Origin of the sequence: Pontibacterium granulatum, assembly GCF_029961155.1 — a bacterium.
Lineage (GTDB): Bacteria > Pseudomonadota > Gammaproteobacteria > Pseudomonadales > Balneatricaceae > Pontibacterium > Pontibacterium granulatum.
Map to the genome: position 1 here is coordinate 174,234 of NZ_JASBRH010000007.1, position 18,960 is coordinate 193,193.

Annotated in this window: 12 protein-coding genes; 9 read left to right on the top strand and 3 right to left on the bottom strand. The window is 53.8% G+C overall.

The window, feature by feature from the left end; genetic code table 11:
* Positions 1-92: 92 nt before the first annotated feature.
* Complete coding sequence (locus tag QKW35_RS08875; protein ID WP_282352408.1) at positions 93-821, bottom strand: PhnD/SsuA/transferrin family substrate-binding protein; 729 nt, start codon at positions 819-821, stop codon at positions 93-95.
* 202 nt (positions 822-1,023) lie between these two features.
* On the opposite strand from QKW35_RS08875, the gene hrpB reads away from it, so the two are divergent.
* From hrpB to QKW35_RS08905, 6 genes are all read left to right on the top strand, one after another.
* Complete coding sequence (hrpB, locus tag QKW35_RS08880) at positions 1,024-3,570, top strand: ATP-dependent helicase HrpB (protein WP_282352409.1); 2,547 nt, start codon at positions 1,024-1,026, stop codon at positions 3,568-3,570.
* 131 nt (positions 3,571-3,701) lie between these two features.
* Positions 3,702-5,549, top strand: a complete 1,848-nt coding sequence (locus QKW35_RS08885) for a methyl-accepting chemotaxis protein (protein ID WP_282352410.1) — start codon at positions 3,702-3,704, stop codon at positions 5,547-5,549.
* A gap of 122 nt (positions 5,550-5,671) precedes the next feature.
* Positions 5,672-7,780, top strand: coding sequence for a sensor histidine kinase (locus tag QKW35_RS08890; RefSeq protein ID WP_282352411.1), 2,109 nt, complete (start codon positions 5,672-5,674; stop codon positions 7,778-7,780).
* Complete coding sequence (locus tag QKW35_RS08895) at positions 7,780-9,144, top strand: sigma-54-dependent transcriptional regulator (protein WP_282352412.1); 1,365 nt, start codon at positions 7,780-7,782, stop codon at positions 9,142-9,144. The genes QKW35_RS08890 and QKW35_RS08895 overlap by 1 nt, the downstream gene beginning before the upstream one ends.
* 348 nt (positions 9,145-9,492) lie before the next feature.
* A complete protein-coding gene (locus QKW35_RS08900; protein ID WP_282352413.1) occupies positions 9,493-10,521 on the top strand; it encodes a TAXI family TRAP transporter solute-binding subunit in 1,029 nt (342 codons plus the stop codon).
* A gap of 69 nt (positions 10,522-10,590) precedes the next feature.
* Positions 10,591-12,729, top strand: coding sequence for a TRAP transporter permease (locus tag QKW35_RS08905; protein WP_282352414.1), 2,139 nt, complete (start codon positions 10,591-10,593; stop codon positions 12,727-12,729).
* A 157-nt stretch (positions 12,730-12,886) separates the two neighbouring features.
* Here the strand turns inward: QKW35_RS08905 and QKW35_RS08910 are convergent, their stop codons facing one another.
* Together QKW35_RS08910 and QKW35_RS08915 are read right to left on the bottom strand one after the other, a co-directional pair.
* Positions 12,887-13,888: a sensor domain-containing diguanylate cyclase gene (locus QKW35_RS08910; RefSeq protein WP_282352417.1), complete on the bottom strand. Its 1,002-nt coding sequence runs from the start codon at positions 13,886-13,888 to the stop codon at positions 12,887-12,889.
* A gap of 138 nt (positions 13,889-14,026) precedes the next feature.
* Positions 14,027-14,281 (bottom strand): hypothetical protein, encoded by a 255-nt coding sequence (locus QKW35_RS08915; RefSeq protein ID WP_282352418.1) that lies wholly within the window; start codon positions 14,279-14,281, stop codon positions 14,027-14,029.
* 1,258 nt (positions 14,282-15,539) lie between these two features.
* Between QKW35_RS08915 and mqo the strand changes: the two genes are divergently transcribed.
* From mqo to QKW35_RS08930, 3 genes are all read left to right on the top strand, one after another.
* Complete coding sequence (gene mqo, locus QKW35_RS08920; RefSeq protein WP_282352419.1) at positions 15,540-17,027, top strand: malate dehydrogenase (quinone); 1,488 nt, start codon at positions 15,540-15,542, stop codon at positions 17,025-17,027.
* A gap of 132 nt (positions 17,028-17,159) precedes the next feature.
* On the top strand, positions 17,160-17,498 hold the full coding sequence (locus tag QKW35_RS08925) for a DUF4389 domain-containing protein (protein ID WP_282352421.1): 339 nt from the start codon (positions 17,160-17,162) through the stop codon (positions 17,496-17,498).
* Between the two features lie 119 nt (positions 17,499-17,617).
* A complete protein-coding gene (locus QKW35_RS08930; RefSeq protein ID WP_425607995.1) occupies positions 17,618-18,787 on the top strand; it encodes a cytochrome-c peroxidase in 1,170 nt (389 codons plus the stop codon).
* The last annotated feature ends 173 nt before the right edge of the window (positions 18,788-18,960 follow it).

Here is an 18,960-nt window from a genome sequence, read left to right on the forward strand (position 1 = left end):
TTGGCGTTGGCCAACCTACGGGGAGTGTACGGATCTTATTGTAGGTTGGTCTTCGCGCGGCGAAGCCCAACAATCCCCCACAAGTCTTTCGGTTACCCGATCCGCAGCAACTGTCCCATTGTCGCTACATCATCGTTGGTGCTTTCGCTCCAACCGCTGATACCCAGCTTCTCCAATACCTGTGAACCCTTGTCACACTCCTTCATCGAGAGCAGCACCATCGACAGGCTATCAGCTAGTGCGCGGTGGGACGGTTTTACCAGCATCTGTGCATACACCCGGTTTAGCTTGCTGCTACCCAGCAGCGAGAGGTTGCCACGTGAAAGCGGGTTCAGCTCATCGTAGAAGTTCTTGCTGAAAAGGGCGTAGGCTTCCGGGGTGCTCTGCAGCGCTTTCAATACATGCATCCAGCTGTTCTTGCTGGTGACGGCGCCTGGTTGGATCCCTTTCTTCGCCAGCAGGGTGAGGCCTAAACGAGTGGTAACATTGTTGCCACAGCTAATCACCTCGGCACCCTGCAGGCCTTTCAGCGAAGCGGAGCCGTTCTCCGCATGGGCCGCAAACGCAACCTCTTCTGATTGGTTCTCCGGGCGACACACCGGAATATAGGAAGCCTTGTTGGTCAGCAGTACCGCTTCAGTTGGTGGGGCAAAGACGATGTCTGCCTGATGCATCCGGCTGCGGAAATCCGCCATATCAAAGGCCGTATCCAGACCGATGGTTTGCTCCAGTGTACGGTTGAGGTACACCACAAATTCGTACCAGCGTTCTGAGTTGTTGGCGGTGTCTGCAGGGGCTACCAGAAGCTTCAGCTTGCTCATGGTTGGTCTTCCATGTCTGAGAAAGTCAAAAAGTTGTTAGATCCTAACATTAATCCTGCGGCAGTTTGACCTGCGGTTGGTGTGATAATGGCTGGGTTTACTTTGGAACAGCGAAAAAACAATCGCGCTGAGATTTAACGCCCAGCAACTGTAGTGGCACAATAGCCGGTCTGAATTATCACTCTGGAATTGAAGCCGATTCATGTCTGACCTGCCGATTAACACCGTCCTACCGGAACTAAAAAAGCGCCTGAATGCACATGACGAACTGGTGCTGGAAGCGCCGCCGGGGGCGGGTAAAACAACCGGTGTGCCATTGGCGTTGCTGGACGAAGCATGGCTGTCAGGGCAGAAAATCGTCATGTTGGAACCTCGCCGGCTGGCAGCCCGTGCGGCAGCCGAGCGAATGGCGTCGGTGTTGGGTGAGAAAGCCGGTGAAACTGTGGGTTACCGGGTGCGCCTGGATACCAAAGTGAGTGGCAAGACCCGTATCGAGGTGGTGACCGAGGGGATCCTGACGCGCATGCTGCAGTCCGATCCGAGTCTTGAGGGGATCGGTCTGGTGATCTTCGATGAATTCCACGAACGCAGCCTGGATGCCGATCTGGCGTTGGCCCTCACGCAACAGGGGCGGATGCTGTTTCGAGACGAGGAGCCACTGAAACTGCTGGTCATGTCGGCTACCCTGGATGGGGCTGCGGTATCGGCTCTGCTGGACGGTGCGCCTGTTTTGCGCAGCGAAGGGCGGGCGTATCCGGTGACTGTGCATTATGGTGAAGCCGCCACACTGGAGCGGGCTGTTGAACCGGTTGCTGCGGCAACGGTGATGGAGGTGCTAACTGCAGAAGAAGGCAGTGTGTTGGTGTTCCTGCCGGGGCAACGGGAGATCAACCGTACTCACAAGCTGCTTAGCGAAAAACTGGCTGGCCGGGGCGACCTGACCAACGTGATGGTCACGCCTCTGTATGGTGATCTCAGCCTTCAGGATCAGCGCAAAGCGATTGAACCGGCGCCGCAAGGCCAGCGCAAAGTGGTGCTGGCCACCGCAATCGCCGAAACCAGTTTGACCATCGAAGGTGTGCGGGTGGTGGTAGATGCGGGATTGAGCCGGGAAGCGGTGTTTGATCCGGGGACGGGGATGTCCCGTTTGCAGACACGCCGTCTGGCCCGTACGGCCAGCGTGCAGCGCGCAGGCCGCGCAGGGCGTATGGAGCCGGGAGTGTGTTACCGTCTCTGGTCTGAGACCCAGCAGGCGCAGTTGGCGCCGTTTACCGCACCTGAGATCACCCAGGCGGATCTGACACCACTGGTATTGCAACTTTCACGCTGGGGTGTGGATGATCCTGCTGAGCTGTGCTGGTTGGATCTGCCGCCTGCTGCGCCTTATCAGCAAGGACTGGATCTACTGGAACGGCTGGGGGCGGCAGAGCGTAACGGCGACAGCTACCGCCTCACTGAGCATGGCGAGGCGATGGCAGAGCTGCCCGCCCATCCGCGTCTGGCCCATATGCTGTTGCTGGGTATTCGCTACGGTTTAACGGAACGGGCCTGTGATCTGGCAGCATTATTGTCCGATCGTGATCCTTTACGCCGTCGTGATACGGATATACGTGAGCGATTGGCTTGGTTACGCGGTGATATTAAAACCGAACGCCATACTCAGGGCGCGTTGCACCGCATGCGTCAGCAGAGCAAACAGTTCCGCCGTCAGTGCGACCTGCTGAACCTGTCAGCAGTGGATGCGGTATCTGATCCATCGGATAGTCGTTGGATCGGTTTCTTGATTGCCTGTGTCTATCCTGACCGAATCGCCTCCCGCCGCAATGCAGAGGGATTGGATTTCCGTATGAGCAATGGCCGTGCTGCACGTTTACCCGAAGAGGATCATTACAAAGGCCAGTGGCTGGCACTGGCACAGGTGGGAGGGTGCAGTGGTGATCATACCGACCGAATTTACCTCTCTGCCGCGCTTGATCCCCAGCTGTTCGATGGCCCGTTGGCAGATCTGGTCAGCGAGGTCGAGGCGGTGGAGTGGAGCAAACAGCAGGACCGTCTGACCGCAGAACGCCAGCGTCGGATTGGTAAGCTGGTACTGAGCCGTGAGCCGTTGAAAGATGTTTCTGAAGGAGCGCGTACCGACGCGCTGGTTACGTTGGTGCAAAGACGTGGTCTTGAGCTGCTACCCTGGACGCCAGCGCTGCGCGAATGGCAGACGCGGGTGCAGTTTCTCCACACCAGTTTTGAAACGCAGGGGCAGGATAACCCCTGGCCTGACCTGTCTGACAAAGCGCTGCTTGCTACCGTGGACACCTGGCTGGCGCCCTATCTGGCGCCGGTCAGTCATATCAATCATTTCGCCCACCTGGATCTGAAAAACATCCTGTTGGCCCTGTTACCCTGGCCGTTACCGCAGCAGCTGGATGAATTGGCACCGCAGCGCTATGAGGTGCCAACCGGTTCCAAGATCAAGATCGATTACAGCGAAACCCCGCCGGTACTGGCGGTGAAGATGCAGGAGATGTACGGTTGCCTGGATACACCCTGTATCGGCAATGGCACGGCTTTGAAACTGCATCTGCTCTCTCCGGCGATGCGGCCGCTGCAGGTCACCCAGGATCTGGCGGGATTCTGGAAAAACAGCTACCCGGAAGTACAAAAAGAGATGAAGGGGCGTTATCCCAAACACCGCTGGCCGGATGATCCTGCCCATGCTGAGCCCAGCCGTAGAACACTTAAGCACAAAAGCTGATACGCTTTTGTGTTGAATATCCTTGATTTTTATAGGTTTATTGCCGGTAAGTATGCAGGACAATGACTAATTAATCGCTATAGCTTTGTTGCCCTGTGCCGATAACCTGCTTATTTCCGTGTTTGCCCGTGATGACGCGGGCTAGTGGTCTCTGGCCACAATCACTTTTGCAAGCGCTGACCATGCATGCCCGCGAGGCGCAGATGGGAATGGAAAAGATGCAGGAAACATCCAACGTTTATCAACAGGTGTTTGAAGCGATCAGCCGGTCGCAGGCAGTGATCGAGTTTGAGCTCGACGGCACCATTATTACCGCAAACAACAACTTTCTGAATGCACTAGGTTATTCCCTCGCAGAGATCCAGGGGCACCATCACAGTATGTTTGTTGAGCCGCTGGAGTCTACCACCCCTGCTTATCGTGCATTTTGGGACAAGCTGGTCCGTGGTGAGCATGATGCCGGAGAGTACAAGCGCATCGGCAAGGGGGGCAAGGAGATCTGGATTCATGCCACCTATACCCCGATCCTCGACGTGCAGGGCAAGCCGTTTAAGGTGGTTAAGTTTGCTTCAGATATTACCCAAGAGAAACTGCACCAGGCGGACTTTGCGGGTCAGATCGATGCGATCAGTAAATCTCAGGCTGTAATAGAGTTCAATCTGGATGGCTCCATTATCACCGCCAACGACAACTTCTTGGGCGCGCTAGGTTACTCCCTGACGGAAATTCAGGGCCGTCACCACAGCATATTTGTGGATCCTCAGTACCGTCAGAGCCCTGAGTACCGAATGTTCTGGGAACAGCTCAACCAGGGGCAGTATGATGCCGGGGAATATCGGCGTATCGGTAAAAACGGTCGTGAGATCTGGATTCAGGCGACCTACAACCCGATCTTCGATATGAGTGGCAAGCCCTACAAAGTGGTGAAATACGCCACCGATGTAACAGGACGTAAACAGGCTGTGGCAGAGATCCGTCGTACCTTGCTGGCGATGGCAGAAGGAGACCTGACCGCCACTATCTCTCAGCCACTGGATGAAGAATTTTCCGTGCTGGCAGATGCGATGAATGCCTTCGGCGGGAAACTGAACGATATGGTTCAGGAGATCCGTCAGGTGTCCAATAGCGTGTTTACTGCCTCTCAGGAGATTGCCCGGGGTAACAGCGACCTGAGCCACCGTACTGAAAATCAGGCGGCCAATCTGGAAGAAACGGCGTCGGCAATGGAAGAGCTGACCGCTACAGTTAAACAGAACGCGGACAACGCCGGTGATGCGTCGGTAAAAGCCTCCGATGCGATGGATCGAGCCGAACGTGGTGGTGAAGTGGTTGGCAAGGCGGTGGAGGCGATGTCTGCGATCAGTAAATCCAGCAAGAAGATCGCGGACATCATCGGTGTGATCGACGAGATCTCCTTCCAGACCAATATCCTGGCATTGAACGCAGCCGTGGAGGCCGCCCGTGCCGGTGAACAGGGGCGTGGTTTCGCCGTTGTGGCTGCCGAGGTGCGTAATCTGGCACAGCGCAGTGCCGCGTCTGCGAAAGAGATCAAAGGGTTGATCAACGACAGTAACGAAGCGGTTGAGAACGGTGCCAAGATCGTAGACACAACCGGTGAGACTTTTTATGAGCTGGTGGATTCGGTACAGGATGTGGTGAACCGTATCGCTGAAATTGATGTGGCCAGCAAAGAGCAGTCAGTGGGTATCTCCGAAGTAAGTCGTGCGGTTACACAGATGGAGGAGATGACCCAGCAGAATGCTGCATTGGTAGAACAGGCATCGGCTTCCAGTACCGCGATGGAGCAGCAGGCAGAGACGCTGCTGCAGCAGGTGGGATACTTTAAGGTGAAAGGTGAGCCAGCCGGCTTTGGTACTGCATGTTCAGAGCTTTCCGTAGGAAGCCGCAGAAAACCTATTATTACACCAAGAGTTGCGACACCTAAAGCAGAGGAAGAGGATATCTGGGAATCCTTCTGATCAATTAATCAACCGCTGGGGTGAACGCACCTGGCGAGCCTGCTAGAGTAACGGGTGATTTAGAGTGTGGTTTGCATACTTCGAATCACCCGTTTTTATTTGCCTGCCATAACGAGGCTACCTTGAGATCCTTTCGTCCGCTGCTGATTATTCTGACCCTCTGTCTCTCTCTCCTGCTGACTTGGTGGGTGCAGCATCGAGCCTACGACTGGTCGATGACCCGGCTGAAAGAGCGGGGCGAGGATCGGTTGTTGAATACGATTATCGGTCTGCGTGGTGCCATCGACAGTTTCAACTACCTGCCGTTTCTGATCTCCCAAAACAAAGATGTGCAGGAGTTGCTGCTCTATCCGGTGCTGGATAAAGGCGCAGAGGTCAGCCGTTTTCTGGAGCAGATGAACCTGGTATCGGGTGCCACCGCCTTGATGGTGTTAGATCTGGATGGGCGTGCACTCTCATACAGCCGCTGGCGTGAAGAACAAAGTTTTTTCCTGCGCTCCCACGCCCATAGCCCGTACTTTACTCAGGCGCGTAATGGTGATCAGGGCGTTTATGTTGCGAGTCGTACCAATGGTGAACCGGCATCGATCTATCTGTCGGCACCGATCTACGATTCCAGCCGTTTTATGGGCGTCGCCGTGGTACGTATAGATCTGGACCAACTCGGTAACAAGCTCAGCCAGCTTGAAGATTTTCTCCTGATAGAAGGCAATGAGCGGGTGATCATGGCCAGTGCAAGGCACTGGCAGGGGCAGCCGCTCAGTTCTCAGGTTGAGAGTCGCGGTGAGTCGCAACTGGCCGATGGCAGTGCGCTGCAGCTACAGAAGCTGAAGGACGGGCGTCGGGTGTTATTCCAGTCGGTCGAGTTGCCGGATCTGGGCTGGCAGGTGGCGGTGCTCAGTGATGTGAAACCCGCGCTGAGAACGCGCAATACGGCAGCTCTGATCAGTCTGGGGGGCTGCTTGGCGTTGGGCCTGTTGTTGCTTTATATGCGCGAGCGTCACCTGAAAAACCTGTCCCGTCAGGAGACGCGTGACGCACTGGAACGCAACGAACGTCAGCAGCGCGACATTATCAGCAATGCCCATGTTGGAATGATCGGACTGGACGCAAGCGGTCGCATCAGTTTTATCAACCCGATGGCCTGCCAGCAATTCGGTGTAGGCAGCACACGTATTCTCGGCTACGAGTTTCAGAAACTGATTGCCGGCGCTGATGAGAGCTTTACCGTATTGCAGCGCACACTCTCCCGTTTGGGTAGTAAAGGGTTTGCCCCACTCACCGCACATGAAGTGGTGGGTAGCCGTGCCGATGGCAGCACCTTTCCGATGATGATCTCTATCAAGCAGATGGCGACGCCTACAGATATGCAGTATCTGGTAACGGTGATCGATATCACCAAGCGCAAGCGCCTGGAATATGCTTTGCAACAGGCTAACGACCAACTGGAGCATAAAGTACTGGAGCGCACCCAGGCGCTGCAGGAGGCGCAGCAGGAGCTGGTACAGGCGGAGAAGATGGCTGCACTTGGGCGGATGTCGTCGGCGGTAGTGCATGAATTGAACCAACCGCTTACCGCCATGCGCACCTATCTGGCGATCTGCCGTCATCTGATGTCAGGTGAGCAAACCCAACTTGCCGAGAATCTGGAGCTGATCGATGACCTCACTAACCGGATGGCGCTGATTACCCAGCAGCTGAAAACCTTTGCCTTCAAAAAACCGGATACACTGGTGCCGGTGAAACCATGTGTCGCCTTGGATCAGTCACTGGTCCTATTCCGTGACCGGTTAAAGCAGGACGGCATCGAACTACAGATCGAAAGCCATGAGCCTGATCTGGAAATACCGGGAGACAACGCCCGCCTGGAACAGGTGTTTGTGAATCTGATCAAAAATGCCTGCGACGCCATGAGTGGGCAGCATCAGGCAAAAATCCTGCAGGTGAAGATTGCAACTGACCAGGCCGAGCCGGATGCTTGGGTGCGGATCTCCATAGAGGACAGTGGGCCGGGTATTCCGTCGGAAAGCCTGGAGCATCTGTTTGATCCGTTCTTTACCACCAAGGCGATCGGTGACGGTCTGGGTCTGGGCTTATCGATCGTCAGCTCTATCGTGCAGGACCTGGGTGGTCAGATCAGCGCGCAAAACAGGGTTGAAGGCGGTGCCCGGTTTGACGTTATACTTCCGCGCCACTCTGAAATTAGCGATATCGAACTGGAGAACTCCTGATGCGCGGCACCGTAATGCTGATCGATGATGAAGCGATGATCCGTCAGTCCACCGAACAGTGGCTGAAGATGGCGGGTTTTGAGGTGCTCAGCTTCGACAATGCTGAAGCAGGGTTGGCGGCGCTCGACGAGCAGTTTCCCGGCATCATCGTCTCCGATGTAAAGATGCCGGGGATGGATGGCTTAACGCTGATGGGCGAGGCACAGCTGCGTATTCCGGAGTTGCCGGTGATTCTGATCACGGGGCACGGCGATGTGGATATGGCGATTAAGGCGATGCGCGAAGGGGCGTACGATTTTATCGAGAAGCCCTTTGTGCCGGAGCGGCTGGTGGAAACTATCCACCGAGCCTGTGAGAAACGCCGCCTGATGCTGGAAAATCTGCGCCTGCAGCAAAACCTCCGTTCTCAAACCGGCCTGGATGCCAAAATTATCGGCACCTCACCGGCGATTCAGCGCCTGAAACGTGAACTGCTAAAGTGCGCCGAGCTGGATACCAACGTCATCATCTACGGTGAAACGGGCACCGGTAAGGAACTGGTGGCTCAGTGTCTGCACGAGTTCAGTGCCCGTAGTGGCAATAACTTTGTGCCACTGAACTGCGGTGCGATTCCTGAAGCGCTGATCGAAAGTGAGCTGTTCGGTCACGAAGCCGGCGCATTTACCAGCGCCGATAAACAGCGGGTGGGTAAGTTCGAGTATGCCAATGGTGGCACCCTGTTCCTGGACGAGATTGAGATCATGCCCGTGAACCTGCAGGTGAAACTGTTGCGCGCACTGCAGGAAGGGGTGATCGAACGCCTGGGTTCCAACAAACCGATCCCGGTGGACCTGCGTGTTGTGGCTGCATCCAAGGTGGATCTGAAAACCGACGAGGCGTTCCGTCAGGACCTCTACTACCGTCTTAATGTCACTCAGCTGCAAATCCCACCGCTACGTGAGCGCGAGGAAGATATCGTACTGCTGTTCGAACACTATGCGCGTCATGCCGCTTCTCAGCATGAACGGGAACTGCGTCGGGCAACGGCACAGGATATCCAGAACCTGGAGCAGTACAACTGGCCAGGTAATGTACGTGAGCTACGAAATGTAGCGATCCGCTATGCATTGGATGGCGCGTTGCCTGTCGCGGATATTCTTTATCCGCAGGAACCGATGCTGGCCGCCGAAGCAGAGGAGAGTACCTTGCCGTTGGCAGCCCAGGTCGCCAACTTTGAAAGCAAGGTGATCGGTGCGTCACTGTCCCGTCACCAAGGTAATATCAAAGCGGTGTTGGAAGAGCTGGACCTGCCACGCCGCACTCTCAACCAGAAGATGGCCAAGTACGGTCTGAACCGGGCTGACTTTCTTACTGGCGAAGAATAAGCAAAATTTTGCCTATTCCCGTATGTTTGCCGGATATGCATGTTTTCTGATCAGCTGTTTTCGGTTTCGGCTGCTATCCGGGGGCTGTTTGGAGCAGATGATCACGCTCGGCAGGGAAACTTCACGACGAACTCACACGTTACGGTTAGCGATAAGCAAAATTTTGCCTATTGTTTCAGGTGGAATGAGCAAGATTTTGCTTATACTGGCATTGCAAGGATGTGTAATATTTTAATACGTCGTTAATAATCAATGGGTTACGATTTTTAGAGAAGTTGGCCCCCTCCTTGCTATACCTCTATTACCTTTGTCGAAATAACAATAATCCACCAAATTAAGGGTATTGAGATGAACAACAGCAAGCGTACTTTTCTGAAAGGTCTGGGTCTGACACTGGCTATGGGTGCCGCACTGGGCACAGCAGGGCTGGCACAGGCCGCAGAGAAGCGTTCCTACATTCTGGCGACTGCATCAACCGGCGGCACCTACTACCCGGTGGGTGTAGCGCTGGCAACCCTGACAAAAGTGAAACTGGAACCTCAACACAAGCTGTCCCTGTCTGCGATCAACTCTGCAGGCTCCGGTGAGAACGTAAAACTGCTGCGTGAAAACGAAGCACAGTTTGCGATCATGCAGGGCCTTTACGGCGCATGGGCATGGAACGGTGAAGGCAAGGTGAAAGAGTCCGGTCCTCAGAAGCAGCTGCGCTCCGTATCCATGCTGTGGCAGAACGTTGAACAGTTCGTTGTAAAATCCGACTACGCCAAGAGCGGCACAGTAGAAGACCTGAAAGCCTTCAACGGCACCAAGTTCTCCATCGGCAAGAAAAACTCCGGTACTGAGGGTTCCGGGCGTCAGATCCTGGGTGGCTTGGGCATTGATCCGGACAAATTTGATCTGGCGTACATGGGTTACGGCCCAAGTGCCGATGCCCTGCAGAACGGTACCATTGACGGCATGAACATCCCGGCCGGTGTACCAACCAGCGCAATTACCCGTGCTTACGCAGCATTGGGCAGCGACATGACCGTCCTGAACTTTACCGACGAACAGATCGAAGCGGCGAACGGTAAATACAAGTTGTGGACCCGTTTTGTGATCCCTGCAAATACCTATCCGGGTCAGACCAAAGATATCAATACCATGGCACAGCCGAACTTCCTGGCGGTCCGTGACGATATCTCTGAAGACGATGTGTATATGATCACTAAAACCATCTACGAAAACCTGCCGTTTCTGAACGGTATCCACAAAGCAACCAAAGCGATGGCACTGGAAAAAGCGATTGCAGGTCTGCCAGTACCGCTGCACCCGGGTGCTGCGCGTTACTACAAAGAGATGGGGCTGGATATTCCAGCGCACCTGATCGCCGAGTAAACCTCGCCTGCCCGGGGTGCTGAATGCACCCCGGGACTCCCTCCCGTTGAGCAAGTTCTGGATTTGATCATGAGTTCCGAAACCCCTGTTACCGATCAGGATACAGCTGAGAAGCTGAAGAGCATGGAGCTGGTACAGCGCCCGGATGATTCCTTTGCCGGTCGTTTTATCTACTGGGCTGGTGTGGTGTTTGCGCTGGCACATATCTATTTCAATACACTAGGTACCCTGTCTGAGTTGTGGGTATCTGCGATCCACTTTGCCGGATTTGCGCTGATCTGCGGTTTGATGGTGCCGATGGTACGTTGCCAGACCGAAGCTGGCCGAAGGCTGACCCTGGTACTGGATCTGCTGTTAGGGGTTGCTGCCATCTTCTGTACGCTGTACCTGATCGGCTTTGAAGATGCGTTGTACGACCGGGGCGTGAAATTCGTCGAGCTGGACTGGGTGTTCTCCGTTTGTGCGATCTTTATCACCCTGGAGATGGCCCGCCGCACCACCGGTTGGTTTATCCCCAGCATGATTCTGGTGGCGCTCACCTACGTCTTCTGGTGGGGCCAGTATATTGACGGTGTCTTTGGCTTCCCGGGCCTGAGCCTGGAAACCCTGCTGTACCGCAGCTATTTCTCGTCCGAGGGGATGTTCGGCCAGATCGCCCGTATCTCCTGGACCTATGTATTTATGTTTATCCTCTTCGGCGCCTTTCTGGTGAAGTCCGGTGCCGGCGATTTCATCATCGAATTGTCCCGCTGTGCAGCCGGTCGTTTTGTCGGCGGACCAGGTTTTGTGGCGGTACTGGGTTCCGGCCTGATGGGTTCCGTGTCCGGTTCTTCCGTGGCGAACACCGTATCCACCGGTGTAATCACCATCCCGCTGATGCGCCGTGCCGGTTTCCCAGCGAAGTTTGCAGCCGGTGTTGAAGCCGCCGCATCCACGGGTGGTCAGTTGATGCCGCCGGTGATGGGGGCTGGTGCCTTCATCATGGCGTCTTACACCCAGATCCCATACGTAGACATCATTGCCATCGCGGCGCTGCCAGCATTGTTGTATTTCCTCTCCGTAGGCTTCTTTGTGCGTGTGGAAGCGATGCGCAGCCATGCCCATGCGGTTGAGAGTGATACGCGACCGATTGGTGAAGTGTTCAAGGATGGCTGGCACTATCTGCTGCCACTGGTGGTACTGGTTGCGCTGCTGATCTACGGCTTTACGCCGACCTATGCAGCCGGTTTCTCCATCATATCGGTTGTGGCGTCTTCCTGGTTGTCCAAACATCCGATGGGTGTCCGTGACATACTGGATGCGCTTGCGCAGGGCTCCAAGAACATGGCGACCACCTCCATGCTGCTGATCTCGGTAGGTCTGGTAGTGAACGTGGTGGCGATGACCGGTATTGGCAACACGTTCTCCCTGATGGTGACCGACTGGGCCGGTGGCAGCCTGATGATCACCCTTATCCTGGTCGCGCTGGCATCCCTTATCTTGGGTATGGGGCTGCCGGTAACCGCGTCCTACATCGTTCTGGCAACCCTGTCGGCTCCTGCATTGTACGGCCTGATTGCTGAAAGCCAGCTGCTGGCGATGATGGTGGCCGGTCAGCTACCGGAGGCCGCACACAGCATCTTTATGCTGGTGGATATGGAAAAAGCCGCGTTGCTTACAGCGCCGATGAGTGAGACTGATGCGCAACTGTTGCTGTCGTTGGTGCCGGGTGACTTCAAAAATCAGTTGCTTGAGATGGCCCTTGATCCCTCTGCCCTGGCAATGGCGCTGTTGTCTGCCCACATGATTATCTTCTGGTTGTCGCAGGACAGTAATGTCACACCACCGGTTTGCCTGACCGCATTTGCTGCTGCGGCCATTGCCAAAACGCCACCCATGGCGACTGGTTTTATGGCATGGAAAGTGGCAAAAGGCTTATATATCGTGCCGTTGCTGTTTGCCTACACCTCGTTTATCGGGGGCAGTTGGGAGGAGGTTCTGAGCATCTTCGCCTTCGCCTGCTTCGGTATCTACGCACTGGTGGGCTTCATGGAAGGTTACCTGGAGAGCCAGCTGAATCTGGTTCAGCGACTGGCGTCCGGTGTGTTGGGAATAGTTCTGCTGTGGCCGCACGGCATGCTGGTGGCGAATGTAGTGGCTGCCGCGTTGTTTGTCGCGCTGTTTGTATACAGCCGTAAACAGGTTGCATCGGAAGCTCATTCCGCCTGATTCAGCCTGCCTATCCGACTCAAAACCGCGGGGATCTATTCAGATCCCCGCTTTTCTTCTCGGCTTTATAATTTCTGTTTGGCCACATCGCCCAACGTGCGGTCGGTGGGCCGTTGACCTCAAGTACAATCGCGGGTCGGTGAAATATCAATCGGATCTACAGTTCCACCCGGGTGCAGTCTTTGCCCAGACGTTTTGCTTCGTACAGCGCGTTGTCTGCACGGCCCAGCAGCAAACGGGTGTCATCCCCAACCTTGTATTGTGTGATACCCACACAGGTGGTGACGTTAACCAGGGTATCGGCCGATGCCGGGATATCGCAGTTGCGCAGGCTTTCGCGAATACGGTCCGAAAACTTGGTCGCACCCTCATGGTCGGTGAGTGGCAACAGGATCGCAAACTCTTCACCGCCGTAGCGATAGGCCGAGTCACTGCTACGTAAGCTGGCTTTGATGAGTGTTCCCAGGGTTTCCAGCACCAGATCACCCGCCATGTGACCATAGGTGTCGTTCACATGTTTAAAGTCATCCAGATCCAGGAAGCAGAGCGAGAAGGTGTGACCGTAGCGGCGTGAGGCCTCAATGGACAGCTCTAGTTGTTCGTAGAAGCGGCGCGAGTTGTTCAACCCGGTCAGTGCGTCAGTGATGCTCAGCTCGCGGTATTTGCGTTCCCGCTCAATCAGCTCAAACTCAGCCTTTTTACGTGGGCTGATATTGTCCAGCGTCTCAATTGCGCCGATCACTGTGCCGTTGTCGTCCTTCAGGCTGGCCGCGGTAAAATGCAGCCATTCCCCACTTTCACCACATTCGGGAAAGAAATCTTCCGCTTCATAGGCGTCAGGAATCAGCTCAGAGGTGCGGTACTTGTCTTGGTAGTAGTGCTGAACATCGGCGTCGTGCCCACCGTCGATGATCAGGTCAGCCAGGCAGGGGCGAGGGGATTGGTAAAAGGGTTTCCATTGGTTAGACGTACCGACCATCTCTTCCCTGCTGAGGCCAGTCAGCGCCTCTAGGGCGCAGTTCCAATGCAAAATGATGTGGTTCTTATCGATAACGAAGGTCGGCAGTGCAATCCGGTCAAAGACCTGCAGCATCAACGACGAGTCCGTTTGGCTTTCCTGATCCCTGGAGAGCGCTTCGTTGATCGTGGTAAATACCATGTTAGCGCTTTTCTCTTTGTAGGCGGCGGGTCACCGCTTCAGGTCCATAAGTTAATGGAAGCGCCCTTAAACGACAAGTGGCTATCTAAAGAACAGATAGCCACTTGTTGCACATGCTTATAACGGAACGTTTTATGATCAGCCTCGGTGGCTTGCGACAAAGTGCGCCAGCACTTGTTTTAGGACAGCACAATGCTGTTTATCTCCGCTCGCTTCAGCTTTTTTAATATCGTCCATGATGATTTTGCGAATCTTCTGTTCGCCGTTGTGGGTGATCAGATAGTTGCCTAACGCAGCTGCAACAATGGGCTCAACGTGCTCATGTTCAGCAATGGCATCCACTTCGCCCGGTTCCAGACCACACAGGTCCAAGCATTCTTTGTAGGTCAACATAACTAACATCCCCTGTAATTTTGGTTGTGTTCAAAAACAGTATGAGATGGCCCTCAGCTACAGTGTAGTGGGGCTGGAGCCACAAAGAGACCACCCAGATCAATAAAAAGGGAATAACTGTAGTTATTTTGATCAGCTTTGTTGTAGGCCTGTTGTTCGGTATGTCGCAAATTGATGACAGGTTAAGTTGTTGATTTATGGTGTTTTATTGATGATTCGGTGTGAATGCTGTCTCTGATTGGTGACGGCTTAGTTGGCTTGTTGCCTATTAACCGAATGCGTCTATGGGCGTATTTAAATGGATTTTCAATTAAGTTGTTGAAAATTAATATTATTTTAATTTTTGGCACTTGATTTGCTGATGCTCAAATAACACTGAACAGGAGTGCTGGCTTGTTACCGAGCCAGTTTCAATAGCAGATAAGGAGCAGGACGATGTTAGCTGAGTATTTGATTAAACATTTTATTCCACTGTTTATCGTGGCTGAGTTCGTGCTGCTCTATCAGCTACTTGTGTAACGTTTCTCCAGATGGGGCTGGCTGGTTGCTGTGCTGGAAGGGGCAGTGACACGGCGGAGTGAAAAGGAGTCTCTTCGTCAAAGGCTATCGGATGCGGGTGGCGGCCCGAATGTTGTCGTCCGGTATGTTATGAACAGGAAACACAGCCTCTCCCTTCCACTTTATCTTCTTCCTACAGGAATACCTTCGTTGTTCCTTAAGAGTCACCGGACTCCGCTTCATCGTTCATCTCTGCTGTACTGCAGCATCTCTGCCGTTTCCGGAATAACCCGTCACCGCATTACTGCAAACAAAATACACCGTTCTGGTGTCTGATAGTGTGACGCGCAGAGATGAGTACATTCATATAGGTTATTTTAGATATTTATGAAAGTTATATAGTTGTGGTGTTTTTACCTTGGATTAGGTTGTGACGTTATTCGTTAGTAGAGCCGTAGCTGAAAGCTTATTCGACTTTAGACTAGCAATACTCCAAATGGATAATGAGTTTTATCGCGTTGCACAAGACATCGTCTGCGGAATGGGTATAATTCTGCGGCAAAAGAAGAGCACCGCTGATTAAAACTGTAACAATCCTGTGGTTATTCCGGCACAGGCGGCGAGTGCTTCGTGAGAGATCTCCGGGGATTCAGCAGGTTTACTCTGAACTACCATCAGGCCAAGCCAGCTCAGCAGCCACAAGCTCTGTTCTCGGTGTCATCTCAAATACCATTATTTACTATTGAATGGCGAAGTTGTTATGACCACAAAAACAGTTGATGTGTTGCTCGTTGGGGCGGGCGCGATGAGCACAACCCTAGGTATGTTGCTCAAGCAGTTAGACCCATCTATGAAGATTTGCATGGTTGAACGTCTCGATCATGTTGCACACGAAAGTACCGACGCGATGAACAACGCCGGTACGGGGCACGCAGCCTACTGTGAGCTTAACTACACGCCGAAAACTGCAGATGGCGGTGTAAACCCTACAAAGGCTTTCAATATCAATGAAGCCTTCGAAGTTAGTCTGCAGTTCTGGTCCTACCTGGTAAATCAAAACGTTCTTCCGGAACCATCCAAATTCATCAGTAACGTTCCACACATGAGCTTCGTGTGGGGTGAAGACAACGTTGAATTCCTGCGTAACCGTTACGAAGCCCTTAGCAACACTGCTCAGTTTGCGGAGATGGAATACTCCGAAGACCATGATGTGTTGCGTGAGTGGATGCCACTTGTGATGCAGAACCGTTCTGCGGATGAGAAAGTGGCCGGTACACGTGTACGCCACGGCGCAGACGTTAACTTCGGCGCGCTGGCTCGTAACATGGTTGAGTACCTGGAAGGACAGGAAAACTTCGAGCTGATGCTGAACCGCTCTGTGGAAGATCTGGAGCAGGGCGCTGATAAACGCTGGACCGTTGAGCTGAAGAACAAGCAGACGGGTGCAAAAGAAGTAATCAATGCCGGCTTTGTTTTCCTGGGCGCGGGTGGCGGTGCGCTGCCGCTGTTGCAGAAATCCGGTATCAAAGAGGGTAAGGGTTACGGCGGTTTCCCGGTCAGTGGTATGTGGCTGGTCTGCAAAAACCAGGACGTTGTTGAAAAACACATGGCCAAGGTTTACGGCATGGCGCCAATCGGTGCACCTCCGATGTCCGTACCGCACCTGGATACCCGTGTGATCGACGGTAAAAAAGCACTGCTGTTTGGTCCATTCGCAGGTTTCACCACCAAGTTCCTGAAAACCGGCTCTAAGTTGGACCTGTTCAAATCTGTTACGCCAGGCAACCTGAAACCTATGTTGAACGTGGGCGCCAAGAACATGGATCTCACCCGCTACCTGATCAGCGAAGTGATGCAGACACACGACTCCCGTTGTGACGCTCTGCGTACGTTCTACCCAGGCGCAAAAAACGAGGACTGGGAACTGGCATACGCAGGTCAGCGTGTACAGATTATTAAGAAGGACCCTGAACTCGGCGGCAAACTGGAGTTTGGCACTGAGGTGATCTCTGCCGCAGACGGTACTTTGGCAGCGCTGCTGGGCGCTTCTCCAGGTGCGTCCACTGCGGTACCAACCATGGTTCAGGTTGTTGAAAACTGCTTCCGTGATCGTGCCAACAGCGACGAGTGGCAGCAGAAGATTAAAGAAATGATCCCTTCATACAAGGAGTCGCTGGTGAATGATGCCGAGCTCCTGAAAACCATACGTCAGCACAACCTGACGACTTTGGGTCTGGGAAGTCTCTGATCCAATCGATACTAGCAGGTTAAGCCGACTCCTCGAGTCGGCTTTTTTTTATCTGCTTTACAGTCAGAACATCGCTAAATCCCACATATACTGTATGTAGAAATCCCCCCACTACAGCTATGGGAGTTTACGATGAACGTAAAACAAAACCTATCCCGTCGCACTATCTGGATGCGGCTGCTGTACATGCTGCTTTTCGTGATCTTCTATACCGTTGCCGAGCTGGTGATTGCCGCGGTTGTGATTTTCCAGTTTTTCCTATCGCTTGTAACCGGTGCAGCCAACGAACGGTTACTGTTCTTTGGTAAAAGCCTGAGCATCTATGTTTATCAGGTGATGCGTTATCTGACATTTAACGGTGACACCAAACCATTCCCGTTCGAGGACTGGCCGGAAGCATCACACCGTAATCCGCAGGCCCAGATGGCCAATGCTGAAGAGTCTTGGACTACTAAGCCAACAGGTAAATAGTGTTGTCCAGATAGAGATCTTCATAACCCAAGCTGATTGAAATCAATCCATACCAGCCCGATTTGTGTATAATTGCAAATCAAAGTAATTATCAGTTGGTTTGTAATTGAGGGTTGTGGGTGTCTAATTCTATTCGATCGATTGCAGGTGTTGGCTTGGCATTGTTGCTTGTTGGTTGTGTCAGCAACAGTGGCGTGGAAAGTAAGGTAGCAGACCAGGACGTGCTGAAGGCGCAATTGGGTCAACAGCTGTACTTTGATAGCAACCTGTCCAGCAATCGGACACAGTCCTGCGCCACCTGCCACGCACCGGATAGAGGTTTTGCCGATCCGCGTGACAACGGTGTTAACGGCGCCGTATCACTGGGGGATGACGGTAAATCCTTAGGTGATCGCAACGCGCCTACTGCAGCGTACGCCATGTTCAGCCCGAAGTTTCAGTTGACCGACGACGGCAAATACATGGGTGGTCAGTTCCACGATGGCCGTGAATCCGGTCTGGCTGGTCAGGCCGGTGGTCCGCCAACCAACCCGATTGAGATGGGCCTGCCATCCAAAACCGTCGCGGTTGAGCGCCTGCTGGAAAATGCCGCTTACGTTGAAAGCTTTAAAGCGATCTACGGTGACGAGATCTTTGCGGATGCAGAGCAGGCGTACGGTGCGATAGCCGACAGCATAGCGGCGTTCGAACGGACCGAGCTGTTTGCGCCGTTCGACTCAAAGTATGACCGCTTTCTGCGGGGTGAATACAAACTGACGGCACAGGAAGAGTTGGGGCGTACCTTGTTCTTCTCGCAGCAGTTCACCAACTGCAACCAGTGTCACCAGCTGCAGACTTCCCAGCGTCATCCACAGGAGACGTTCACCAATTACGAGTACCACAACATTGGTGTGCCGGTGAACACGGCAGCGCGTGCGAAAAACGGTGTGGCGGCGGATCACGTAGACCGCGGCCTGCTGGACAACCCGCAGGTGAGCGATCCAAAGCAGGCGGGTAAGTTCAAGGTGCCAACCCTACGTAACGTAGCGGTGACCGGTCCGTACATGCACAACGGCGTTTTCCAGGATCTGCGCACTGTGGTGCTGTTCTATGACAAGTACAACAGCCGCAGTGCCAAGCGCCAGATCAACCCGGAAACCGGCAAGGCTTGGGGTAACCCGGAAGTGGCAGCAAACATCTCGCTGAAGGAGCTGGAGTCCGGTCCTGCATTGAAAGAGAAACGCATCGATGCGCTGGTAGCCTTTATGAAGACGCTGACCGATAAGCGCTACGAGCACTTGGTTCAATAGTATCGCGTGTAGGAAAATATCTGGTTCCCATGCTCCGCGTGGGAACCCATAGGGTATGCGCCTATAGTGAGGATGCATATGCGTTCCCACGCAGAGCGTGGGAACGAGGAAAATAGAAAGGGCTGATACCGCAAAACGGATCAGCCCTTTTTAGTTATTGCGCCAATCAACAA